The organism is Dactylosporangium sp. NPDC000521 (genome assembly GCF_042898305.1).
Lineage (GTDB): Bacteria > Actinomycetota > Actinomycetes > Mycobacteriales > Micromonosporaceae > Dactylosporangium.
Window position 1 is genome coordinate 109,878 of sequence record NZ_JBIAYW010000016.1, and the last position, 11,307, is coordinate 121,184.

The window sequence follows — 11,307 nt, forward strand, 5'->3', positions numbered from 1 at the left end:
TTGGCACCATGAACATCACCTGGTGGGGGCATGCCACGGTGGCGGTGGCCGACCGCGGCACCACGATCCTGACCGACCCGGTGCTGCGCAACCGGCTGGCACACCTGCAGCGCCGGCGCGGCCCCCGGCCCGTCCTCGACCCGGCGCCGGACGCGGTCGTCATCTCCCACCTGCACGGCGACCACTGCGACCTGCCGTCGCTGCGCACACTGCCGTCGTCCACGCGCATCGTGGTGCCGCGCGGCGGCGGCGCCTTCCTGCGCTCCCGCCTCGGCACGTCCCGGGACGTCGCCGAGATCGCCGCCGGCGAGTCCGTCGACGTGGGGTCGTTGCGGGTCCGCGCCGTACCGGCGCTGCATGACGGCCGCCGCAACCCTTCATCGCGCGTCCGGGCGGCCGCGCTCGGCTACGTCTTCGAAGGCACCCGCACCGCGTGGTTCGGCGGCGACACCGGCCTGTTCGACGAGATGAAGTCCTTCGGCCCGCTGGACCTGGCGATGGTGCCGGTGTGGGGCTGGGGCTGGACCCTCGGCGCCGGCCACCTCGACCCGGCGGGCGCCGCCGAGGCGATGCGCCTCATCAACCCGGCGCAGGCCGTCCCGATCCACTGGGGCACCCTCTGGCCCGTCGGCTGCGGCCGTGTCCGCCCCGACCGCTTCCACCGCCCCGGCGACGAGTTCGCCGCCTTGACCGCCGCCGCCGCCCCGAAGACCGAGGTGCGCGTCCTGGCCCCCGGCGAGTCCCTCACGGTGGCCGCGTGACCACCTTCGGGGGCCTGCTCGCGGCGCTCGCCGGCCTTCTCGTGGTCGTCGCCGCCGGCTCCACGGTCCCGATCCTGCCGACCGGCGCCGCCGTCAGCGCGACCGCGGTCGTCGCCGCGCACCGCAGCCCCCTGGCGCTGCTGCTCGTGGTCTGCGCGGGCGCCGCCGGCGCCTACTGCGGCGACGCCGGCACCTATGCCATCTGCCGCGCGGGCGGCGAGGCGCTGACCCGCCGGCTGCGCATCCTGCGCCAGCCGCTGCACCTCGCCGAGACCGTCAAGCGGCGGCTCGACGAGCGCCCGGTGAGCGCGCTCCTCGTCTCCCGCCTGATCCCCGGCGGCCGCATCCCGGTCCTGCTCACCGCCGCCATCGTCGGCCTCTCCTGGCGCCGCTTCGCGACGGCGAACGTGGCCGCCTGCGCGCTGTGGTCCGCCACCTACGCCGCGATCGGCCTCCTCGGCCGCAGCGTCTTCCCGCAACCCTGGCAGGGCGTGGTGGCCGCCCTCGTCATCGCCCTCGGCGCCACCCAACTGGCCGGCTGGCTCCGCCACCGCCGCGACCGCCCTCAGGGGCAGCTCGACATCTGAGGGGAGGCGGTAGGCTACGGAGAGCGAGAAGCGGAAGATCGATTTCTTTCGGTGGGGTAAGGTGCAGCAAGCGGCCCGGCACCACCGCCGGTCCCCCGCTTACGAATCGCCCTCCGCCCGCCGCGGCTCGCCGTCAGCGCGCTGAGCCGAGATCGACGCCGAGATCGACGTCGTCAGGGGATTCGCCTCCGGGGCCGGCGTCGGTGGCGGCAGTGGAAGATTCGCGCAGGCCGAGGTCGGTGAGCCACTGGACCAGCTGGCGGTGGACCGCGGCGGGGCCCGCCAGGGGGTGGGGCGGGCTGGACCAGCCGGCCGGGTGGACGAGGACGGCCTCCGTCTGCCAGCCGCCGATGCCGCCGTGGGAGCCGACCAGCTCCTCGAAGGCGGCGACCTCGTCGGTGCCCTGGTCGACGCGGCTGACCAGGACCAGGTCGCCGACGTTGGTCATGGACTGGTGGGTGAGGAGGTCGCGGGCGGCGTGAGGGCCGTACGGCAGGAGCGGGTCGGTGCCCTCGACGTGGCCGTCGTGGAGGCGGTGGCGGCCGGCCGGGCCGAAGGCGACCGGGCCGTCGACCGCTGAGAGGCCGACGACGAGGCCGATGCCGGGATGCGCCGCGAGGCCCTGGATGAGGGCGGGGCGGGCCACGCCGATGTCCTCGACGGTGGCGCGGCCGGGGTGTTCGGTGAGGTAGAGCATGGCCAGGTTGCCGGAGGCGACGGTGACGACCGGCGCGGGCGGGGGCGTAGGGGTCGTGCGGTCGGGCTTGCCCGCGACGGCCAGCAGCAGGTTGTGCGCGCGGGCGGCCTCGTCGTCGTTCGGGCCCGGGGTGGACGCCGCCACCTGGCCGGCGATGGAGGCGACGACCTGCTCCAGGGTCTGGCCATACCGCTGGGAGAAGGTCGCGCCCTGGCTGTGGCCGTGGTCGGAGAGGACGACGATCTCGTAGCGGCGGCCGGCGACCTGGGCGAGGCGGTGCAGGGTGCCCAGGACCCGGTCGAGGCCTTCCAGGGTCTGCATCGCTTCGGGGCGCAGCGGGCCGGCGTGGTGGGCGACCTCGTCGTAGTCGACGAAGTCGACGAAGATGGCGGGGGCGCCGCGGGTCATCTGCTCGGCGATGAGCGAGACGTTGAGGTCGCGGAGCAGGACGTTCGTGACGGCCCTGAGCGCCACGTAGGCGCCCATGCGTGGCACGCGGGGGTAGACGTTGCGGAAGCGCTGCCGACGGGCCTGCTGGATCTCCTTGAGCATCTCGCCGACGGACAGGACGATCGCGCGGGCGAAGCCGTACGGGCTGGCCACGAACGCCAGGTAGCCGCGGGCCGTGCGGCCCGGGAGGCCGGCGTTGCTGAAGGTGAGCAGGCTGGTCGGGGCGTCGCCGGAGAAGACGTTGCTGATGCTGGCGCCGCCGTCGGCGAGCAGGCCGCGGCCGGTCGAGATGCGGGCCTCGACGTCCGCGGCGTCCCTCGGGCGGTTGGTGACGACGAGCCGTCCGGTGGCCTTCTCGTACCAGCGGAACGCCGGCACCTCGGACTCGCTGCCGTGCAGGATGCCGGCCTGGCTCGCCGGGGTCGTCGCGGGCATGCCGGTGTGCCAGGGGACGAGGGTGTGCGTGCCGGTGCGCAGCCACTTGCCGAGGTTGGGCAGGTTGCCGGCCTTGACGGCCCACGACAGCAGGGGCGCGGACAGGCCGTCGAGCTGCACGAACAGCACCCCGGGCGCGGTGGCGGGGTTGTCCTGGTTGCGCCGGACCATCTGGCGCAGCGTCTGGCCGAGGAACACGTCGTCGCTGCTGGCGTCGGCGAGCCAGTTCACCAGGGCGGTGAGGACGGCGGCGGTCCAGCTGGCGATCCACGCGTCGATGACGCTGCCGACGGAGACGCCCTCGGCGACCTGCAGCGCGGTGAACATCACCGCGGTCTGCAGCAGCACCCCGACGAGCAGGACGCCGAGCCCGCCGACGACGACGGCGACGCCGAAGAGCACGAGCCGCATGAGGGTGCCGATGAGCGCGAGCAGCACCGTGAGCTCGACCAGTGCCGCGGGGCCGCCGGTCGCGGTGACGCCGGGCAGCAGCCAGAACGTGACGGCGAGGACGACGACGGAGGTGACGCCGCTGCGCAGCAGCGACTTGCCCCACGCGACGGTGAGCCGCCAGTCGCGCAGCATCCGTCCGGCGAATCGAACCCGCTGCCCGATCACGGACGACGACACGGCGCGCACCAGCCAATTCACCTGACCCAGGTTACGTCCCGCCGATTGCGCGGATTCGCAGCGAAACACCTCAGGCTGGGTAGGCTCATACCAGGGGTGACCGGCCCTCAACGCACTGTCGCCCCCGCACCGGGTGACGGCGCGGGGGCGACACAGAGCGGGCGAGTTACTTCTTCTTGCCCTTCTTGTCCTTCTTCTTGTCCTTCTTCGACTTCTTCGCCATGGGTGCACTCCTCTCCGTGGGAGGCGCGTCCGCGGACCGGAGTGGCCCGAAAACCTTGCGCTGCCAACACCGTAGCGGCCAAACCTCCGGACCGACAGGGCCTGCGCCATCTTTTCTTGGCTTCCTGTTTAGGTTTTCGTCATACGGAGTTCTGTCGATAGGCTGTAAACATGGCCGAAAAGCTTGAGGTGGAACGGAAGTACGAGCTGCCCGATGACTTCGCGATGCCCTCGATGATCGGAATCGCTGATGTGGCCACGGTTACAGCTCCCGATGACCAACGTCTGGACGCGACCTACTACGACACCGCGGGGCTGCGCCTCACTTCCAGCAAGGTGACGCTGCGCCGCCGCAGCGGTGGTAACGACGCCGGCTGGCACCTCAAGCGTCCGTCCGGCGGGGAGCGCAGCGAGCTGCAGGCGCCCGCCACCGCCAAGCAGCGCACGCCTCCGGCCGAGGTCACGACGCAGATCCGGGCGCTGACCAGGGGCGAGCCGCTGCGCCCGGTCGCGCGTATCCGCACCCACCGCGTCGAGCAGGGACTGCGGTCCGCGGACGGCACCACGATCGCGCTCGTCGCCGACGACACCGTCGACACCGAGTCGCTGATCGGTGCCGGGGTCGTGCAGCGCTGGCGGGAGCTGGAGGTCGAGCTGGTCGACGGTTCACCCGAGGACCTCGCCCGCATCGACGAGGCGCTGCGCGCGGCCGGCGCCCGCCCGTCGGCGTCGCCGTCGAAGCTGTCCCGCGCGCTCGGCCCCGACCACCCGGCACCCGCCGCCGAGTCCCGCACGAAGAGCGCCGGCCGGCGGGCGGTCGTCGACTACGTGCGCGCCCAGCGCGACGCCGTCGTCGCCCTCGACCCGGAGGTCCGCGCCGGTGACGCCGAGGCGGTGCACAAGATGCGGGTCGCGACGCGGCGGCTGCGCTCGACGCTGCGCACGTTCGCGCCGCTGATGAACGCGTCCGAGGGCGACCTGGACCGGCTGCACGACGAGGTCAAGTGGCTGACCGGGCTGCTCGGCGAGGTCCGTGACGGCGACGTCATGGCGCAGCGCCTCGCCGACCTGCTCGCCGCCGAGCCGCCGGAGCTGGTGCTCGGGCCGGTGGCGGCGCGGATCGCCCAGCTGCTCGCGGCCCGGACCGGGCAGGCACGCCGGCGGCTGATCGCCGGGCTGGACAGCCAGCGGTACATCACCCTCCTCAACGACCTGGACGCGCTGGTCGCGGCGGTCGGTGGCCCCGGCAGGGTCACCAAGCGGGAGCTGCGGCACCTGGCGCGCCGGGCGGTCCGCCGCGCCGACCGCCGCCTGACCGCCGCCGTGAACACGCCCGAGACCACCGCCTGGGCCGAGGGCAGCACCACGACCACACCGGGGCGCGCCCGCGACGAACGGCTGCACGCGGCGCGGAAGGCGTACAAGCGCGCCCGGTACGCCGCCGAGCTCGCCACCCCCGTCGCCGGCAAGCCCGCGGCGAAGCTGGCGGACCGGCTCACCGACCTGCAGGACCTGCTCGGCGCCCACCAGGACGCCAACGTGACCGCCGACCTGCTCCGCGAGTACGGCCTGCACGCCTTCGGTCAGGGGGAGAACGCGTTCACGTACGGGCTGCTGCACGCCCGCCAGGCCGAGCACGGCCGGATCGCCCTCGACCAGCTCCCCCGCGCCCGCCGCCGCGCCACCCGCCGGAAGGTCCGCGGCTGGCTTTCGTGAATGTGGGTACAGGGTGAGCATGCGGCTGCGGCGCACCACACCCGGCAAGGGCGGCTACCGGAGGAGGGGCCGGGGCCGCGGCTTCACGTACCACCGCTCCGACGGCGCGGCCGTGACCGACCGGGCGGAGCTGGCCAGGATCAAGGCTCTCGCGGTCCCGCCGGCCTGGAAGGACGTCTGGGTCAGCGACGACCCCCGCGGCCACATCCAGGCGGTCGGCACCGACGCGGCGGGCCGCCGCCAGTACCGCTACCACGACGTGTGGCGCGTCAAGCGCGACGCGGCGAAGTTCGACCACGTCCTCGAGGTCGGCGCGCGCCTGCCCGCGATCCGCGACCGGGTCGCCGGCGACCTGAGCGCGCGGGGGCTCGGCCGGGAGAAGGTGCTCGCCGCCGCGGTGCGGCTGCTGGACGTCGGCCGCTTCCGGATCGGCGGGGAGCAGTACGCGGCCGGCGAGGAGGGCACGTTCGGGCTGGCGACGCTGCTGCGCGAGCACGTCGCGCTGCCCCGCGGAGCGGTCCGGTTCCACTACCCGGCGAAGGGCGGCATCGAACGGTCCGTCGACGTCGCCGACGCGGACGTGCGGGCCGTCGTCAAGAAGCTCCTCGAGCGCGAGCCCGGGGGCGACGAGCTGCTGGTCTTCCGCGACGGGCGGCGGTGGGTCGACGTGCGCAGCGGCGACATCAACGACTACCTGCGCGACATCGCCGGGACCGAGATCTCGGCGAAGGACTTCCGGACGTGGCACGGCACGGTCCTCGCGGCCCGCCTGCTCGCACGGGAGCCGAAGGTCACCAAGCGGGCCGTGCCCAGGGTGATGCGGGAGGTGTCGGATTTCCTCGGCAACACGCCCGCCGTCGCCCGGGCGTCCTATGTGGATCCGCGGGTCGTGGACCTGTACGGCGACGGCGTCACGATCCCCAGGGCCGCGGCGAGCGACCAGGCACGCGGCGAGGTGGCGGTCCTGCGCCTGCTTGCCGACGAATCGGGTCGATGACAAGATCTGCGGGTGCGGCTCGATCTTGCGCGACTTCGCGACACCTTCCACGGCACCTTGGTGACCCCTTACGACCCCGGCTACGAGGCCGCGCGGGTCCTGTTCAACACCCGCGTGCGGACCCGGCCGGCGCTGATCGCGCAGTGCGCGGACGCCGGCGACGTCGCCGCCGCGATCGCGTTCGCCCGGGAGCAGGGGCTGCCCCTGGCGGTCCGCGGCGGCGGGCACCACGCGACCGGGCTGTCGCTGGTCGAGGGCGGTGTCGTCGTCGACGTCGGCGGCCTGCGGTCGATCAGTCTCGACGCGGACGCGCGCACGGTCACGGTCGGCCCCGGCGCCGGCTGGCGCGACATCGACAAGGTCACCTACGTCGAGCACTCGTTCACCGGCGACGACGGCCTCGAGTACGGGCTCGCCGGGCCCGGCGGTGAGTGCCCGACCGTCAGCAACGCCGGCTACAGCCTCGGCGGCGGCTACGGCCCGCTCGGCCGCACGTACGGGCTGGGCTGCGACCACATCGTCGCCGCGGAGGTCGTCGACGCGTCCGGGACGGTCCTGCGGGTCACCGAGGACGAGCACCCGGACCTGTTCTGGGCCCTGCGGGGCGCCGGCGGCGCGGGCTTCGGCGTGGTGACGTCGCTGACGTACCGGCTGAACCCGCTGCCGAAGACGGTCGTCGGCGGGGTCGTCGCCTGGCCGCTCGAGCGGGCCGAGGAGGTGTTCCGCGCCTACCGCGACCTGTACGAGGACCGCGCCGACGACCGGCTGGCGCTCTGCCTGCTGCTGACCACCGAGCCGTACCCGGACGGTGAGCAGGTCGTGGTCATGTACGGGATGTACGTCGGCCCGCCCGCGGAGGCGGCGGAGGCGCTGCGGCCGATCGAGGCGCTCGGCGAGCCGCTGTTCAGCTCCATCGGCGAGACCTCCTACTTCGACCTCATGCAGGGCATGGGCGAGGAGATCGTGTACGGGCTGCAGTCGAAGTGGTCCGGCGGCTACTTCACCGCCGGCGGGTTCGACGAGCCCGCGTTCGCGACGATCCTCGACAACTTCCGGCGGGTGCCGTCGGGCTACTCGATGGTCCGCTTCGACCTGCTCGGCGGCGGCGCGATCGGCCGGGTCGCGCCGGACGCGACCGCGTTCGTGCACCGGGCCCCGCTGCACTACATCTCCGTCATCTCGCACTGGCAGCTCGACGAGGACACCGACCGCAGCGTGGCGTGGATCGACGGGTTCGTCGAGGAGCTGTCGCCGCACCTGACCGGCGAGGTGTACCAGAACTACGCCAGCCGGGACCTGACCGACTGGGCGGGCGCCTACTACGGTGCGAACTACCCGCGCCTGCAGCAGGTGAAGCTGCGCTACGACCCCGAGGACGTGTTCTCCACGCCGCAGTCGGTCAAGCTGCCGTAACGGGCGGCGGGTTGAGCGCCGCGCCGACGGCGGCGGCCTCGATGCCGCGGGCGCAGGCCTCGACCTGCGCCGGGGAGAGCCGGTGCGTGTCGGCCCAGATCGCGAGGCCGATCGCGTCCTGCTCGGCGTCGACCTGCAGGTAGAGGGTGCCGTCGTACGTCGGCAGCCGGCGGTCCCAGCGCAGCGTGGTGCGCGGCAGCGCGGCCCGGATCCGCTCGGCCGTCGGGGCGACCGCCGGCACCGCGCCGGCCGGGCCGCGGCGGTCGTTGACGAAGCACGAGATGTCGACCGTCTCGCCGCGGGCGGTGGCGAGCCGGTCGAGCATCGCCCGGTGCTCGGCGGGGTCGAAGTAGCCGTGCAGGTAGGCGCTCGTCGCGGACCGCCACACCCGCAGCGCCACCGAGTCCAGGTCACCGCCGGGTTCGATGACGCAGATGCCGGGCTGGGTGAGGTGGCAGACGGCGTCGGCGAAACCGGGGCGGAAGCGGTTGCTGACGAGCACCTGCGCGACGCTCGGCGTGCGGCCGGTGACCCGGGACAGGGCGACGCCGTAGGCGGCGAGCAGGACGTGCCCCGTTTCGACGCCGGTACGGCAGGCGACGACCTGCAGAGCCAGGTGCAGCGCCGGTGAGTGGCAGACCAGCTCCCAGAAGCGTGGCGTGCGCGGGTCGTCGGACCATCCGAAGCGCTGCGCCGGCAGGTCCCGCAGCGACGCCTCCCAGTGCCGCAGGGACTTCGCGCTGTGCCGGCGCTCGGCGGGCAGCGCCTGGCGGTGCGCCAGCTCGAGCGCGCGCACCCCGGTGACGGGCTCGTCCAGGTTCGGCAGGTCGCGGACCAGGGCGTCGATGCCGAACCCGTCGACGGCGAGGTGGGAGTACTGCACGACGAGATGGCTGGGCGCGCCGCCGGTCGTCACCACGCCCCACCGGACGGGGAACTCGCGCTCCAGGTCGAAGGGCGTGAACTCGTACCGGCTGCGCAACGCCTCGGCCGTCGCCGCGGCGCCCTCCTCCGAGGACGCGACGACCTCCAGGTCGACCGTGCCCGATGCGCAGACGGTCTGCCGTGGCACGTCGCCGGCGAGCTGGAAGCGGGTGCGCAGCGCCTCGTGGCGGCCGGCGAGGCGGCCCAGGGTGGCGGCGAGCTCCTCCAGCGTGGTGCCCGGGGCGAGGGCGACGGTGCCGCCGATGTTCATCGTCCGGCCGGTGCGCCGCATCGTCCGCCAGATCTCCTGCTGGCCCCAGGTCAGTGGCCCGGTGCCGGCGCCGGCGCCGTGGAAGGCGACGGCGATCCGCGACGTGGCGACGTGCATCGGCTACTCCTGAGACTGGTCCGGAGGCTCGTTGTGAAGCTCGTGCTGAGGCTCGTGCTGAAGCTGGGCCTGCGGCTCGTCGTGTGGCCCGTCCTGTGACTCGACTTGTGGCTCGTCTTGTGGCTGATCCTGGAGCGCGGCGGCGACCACCAGTTCCTCGATCCCCCGCAGGATCGCCACCAGATCGTCGGGTGCCACCCGCCGGGTGTCAACGCGCAGCCCGATGTCGACCGTATCGGGCACGGGATTGATCAGGAAGAACACCGTTGCTGCGGGATCGTCGTTGTTCGATCCCCATCGCAGTCGGCTTCTGGACAACGCCTCGTTGATGTCTTGCGGGCTCGCCTGCGGCAGGACCTCGGCGACGGCCATGGTCCGGCGCCGGTCGTTGAAGTAGGACTGCAGGTCGAGGGCCTCGCCGCGCTCCCGGCCCACCCGGTCGATCATGCTCCACAGGTCGCGGGGGTCGTAGTAGGCGTGCATGCCGGCGGTCAGCTGCGCCTTCCAGACGCGGGCGACGAGCTCGTCGAAACTTACATCCGCGGTGTCCACGACACACAGGGCGCTCTGCGCCAGCCCGGCGACGGACTCCTTGAAGCCGGGCCGGAAGCGGTTGCTCACCAGCATCCGCACCACGGTGGTCGGGTCGCCGGAGACCCGCGCCAGCATGAGGATGTACGCGGCGAGCAGGATCGTGCTGCTGTGCGCCCTGGTCCGCTCGGCGATCCGCCCGAGCGCGAGGTAGGTGGCGGGCGAGGAGTAGCTGGCCTCCCAGTACCGCGGCGACGGCGGGTCCTCGACGGCCGGGAAGCGCTGGGCCGCGATCTCGCGCAGCTGCTTCTCCCAGTGCCGCAGCGACGCGGTGTGCTGCCGCCGGGCCGCGCCCGCCCGCTGCTGGCGGGCCAGGTCGGCGGGCTGGACGCCGGCGACGGGGGCGAGGTGCTCGCCGGTGGCCCGGTCCAGGTTCGGCAGGTCGTTGATGATCGCCTCGATGCCGTAGGCGTCGATGGCCATGTGGGAGTACAGCGCGACGAACCACGCCGGGGTCCCGTCGCGGCACACGACCCCGACGCGCACCGGCCAGTCCTCGGCGTTGTCGAACGGCGCGTCGCGGTACGCGGCGTCGAGGGCCTCGGCGACGTCGGCCGGGTCGTCCTGCCCGGCGTCGACGATCTCGATGAGCAGCTCGCCGGAGTCCGCCAGCACCTGCCGGGGCAGGCCGTCCTCGCCGATGCGGAACCGGGTGCGCAGGGATTGATGCCGGCTCATGAGGAACGCGAGTTCCATGACGATCTGTTCGATCGTCTGACCGTCGAGCAACGGCATCGTGCCGCCGGCCCAGTCGACCCGGCCACCGCCGAGCTCCATGGATCGCCATGCCGCCCATTGACCCCAGGTCAATTCCTCGACACCCTTTCCCGCACCCTCGAAGTGCACGGGAATCCGCTGCGCCGTTGCAGTCTCCGCCATGATCTCCCGCCTCGCGATCGTCGGTGTGCGCGTAGGCCGCATCGGCCCCTGACTGCAGGGCGGCCGGCCGGCGACGCCTGCGCCGTGCCGACCGGCCGCCCCGACAGGATTAGAGTCGTGCGTTCCGGAGCTGGGCACTGTTGCCACGCAGCTGAGCAGCCTTCATTTCGCACCTCCCTCGCCAGGTCAATGGAGAGTGCTCGAATGGGACCACCTGCACGTTGTCAGGATCCCGACCTGTTCGGGCCCGGACGATCGCCCAGGCCCACCCTGCAAGCACTGCTCCGAAGCCTATCGGCTGTCTTCTACCTGACGAAAGAGGTGAACATTGATCTCATCCAATCAATGCACGAAGGTCCGAATTTTAACGATCGTTATGTCCGATTTTCGCGGAAGCGCCCGGGAGATGCGAAAGGCATTGAAAATTGCCGAAGCGGTAACGTGAGCGGTTGACACGATCCACAGGCGGGGTGATGCTTCTGGCGGTCATAGACTTCGGTCGTTCAAAATGACCGCGGGGCACTTCCGGGATTCGTCGTGAAGTCGACGGATGTGGTGTGCTCCGCCATTCCATATCGCACTGTGATGTGCCAAACGATATGAGGAGGTGAACTTCA

The 11,307-nt window shown here is 72.6% G+C and carries 8 protein-coding genes; 5 read left to right on the forward strand and 3 right to left on the reverse strand.

The window, feature by feature from the left end; translation table 11 throughout:
* Positions 1-8: 8 nt before the first annotated feature.
* Positions 9-761: an MBL fold metallo-hydrolase gene (locus tag ACFY3L_RS39000; RefSeq protein WP_389336310.1), complete on the forward strand. Its 753-nt coding sequence runs from the start codon at positions 9-11 to the stop codon at positions 759-761.
* On the forward strand, positions 758-1,348 hold the full coding sequence (locus tag ACFY3L_RS39005) for a DedA family protein (RefSeq protein WP_389336313.1): 591 nt from the start codon (positions 758-760) through the stop codon (positions 1,346-1,348). The genes ACFY3L_RS39000 and ACFY3L_RS39005 overlap by 4 nt, the downstream gene beginning before the upstream one ends.
* A gap of 133 nt (positions 1,349-1,481) precedes the next feature.
* On the opposite strand, the gene ACFY3L_RS39010 is transcribed toward ACFY3L_RS39005, so the two are convergent.
* The gene (locus ACFY3L_RS39010) at positions 1,482-3,581 is read right to left on the reverse strand and encodes an alkaline phosphatase family protein (protein WP_389336316.1); all 2,100 of its coding nucleotides are present in this window, start codon (positions 3,579-3,581) and stop codon (positions 1,482-1,484) included.
* Positions 3,582-3,953: 372 nt separating this feature from the next.
* On the opposite strand from ACFY3L_RS39010, the gene ACFY3L_RS39015 reads away from it, so the two are divergent.
* From ACFY3L_RS39015 to ACFY3L_RS39025, 3 genes are read left to right on the forward strand one after another with little or no spacing between them, the layout of a single operon-like run.
* Positions 3,954-5,498 carry a CHAD domain-containing protein gene (locus tag ACFY3L_RS39015; RefSeq protein WP_389336319.1) on the forward strand — a complete coding sequence of 515 codons (1,545 nt, stop codon included), beginning with the start codon at positions 3,954-3,956 and terminating at the stop codon, positions 5,496-5,498.
* 19 nt (positions 5,499-5,517) lie between these two features.
* On the forward strand, positions 5,518-6,495 hold the full coding sequence (locus ACFY3L_RS39020; RefSeq protein ID WP_389336526.1) for a DNA topoisomerase IB: 978 nt from the start codon (positions 5,518-5,520) through the stop codon (positions 6,493-6,495).
* A 12-nt stretch (positions 6,496-6,507) separates the two neighbouring features.
* Positions 6,508-7,908: an FAD-binding oxidoreductase gene (locus ACFY3L_RS39025; protein WP_389336322.1), complete on the forward strand. Its 1,401-nt coding sequence runs from the start codon at positions 6,508-6,510 to the stop codon at positions 7,906-7,908.
* Here ACFY3L_RS39025 and ACFY3L_RS39030 read toward each other — a convergent pair.
* Both ACFY3L_RS39030 and ACFY3L_RS39035 read right to left on the reverse strand, forming a co-directional pair.
* Positions 7,895-9,220 (reverse strand): condensation domain-containing protein, encoded by a 1,326-nt coding sequence (locus ACFY3L_RS39030; protein ID WP_389336325.1) that lies wholly within the window; start codon positions 9,218-9,220, stop codon positions 7,895-7,897. The genes ACFY3L_RS39025 and ACFY3L_RS39030 overlap by 14 nt on opposite strands.
* 3 nt (positions 9,221-9,223) lie before the next feature.
* Complete coding sequence (locus ACFY3L_RS39035) at positions 9,224-10,690, reverse strand: condensation domain-containing protein (RefSeq protein WP_389336328.1); 1,467 nt, start codon at positions 10,688-10,690, stop codon at positions 9,224-9,226.
* Positions 10,691-11,307 lie beyond the last annotated feature (617 nt).

Excerpts from the sequence above, each read along its gene's own strand:
- ACFY3L_RS39000 (WP_389336310.1), top strand. The coding sequence starts at position 9 with ATGAACATCACCTGGTGGGGGCATGCCACGGTGGCGGTGGCCGACCGC.
- ACFY3L_RS39015 (WP_389336319.1), top strand. The coding sequence starts at position 3,954 with ATGGCCGAAAAGCTTGAGGTGGAACGGAAGTACGAGCTGCCCGATGAC.
- ACFY3L_RS39020 (WP_389336526.1), top strand. The coding sequence starts at position 5,518 with ATGCGGCTGCGGCGCACCACACCCGGCAAGGGCGGCTACCGGAGGAGG.
- ACFY3L_RS39030 (WP_389336325.1), bottom strand. The coding sequence starts at position 9,220 with ATGCACGTCGCCACGTCGCGGATCGCCGTCGCCTTCCACGGCGCCGGC.
- ACFY3L_RS39035 (WP_389336328.1), bottom strand. The coding sequence starts at position 10,690 with ATGGCGGAGACTGCAACGGCGCAGCGGATTCCCGTGCACTTCGAGGGT.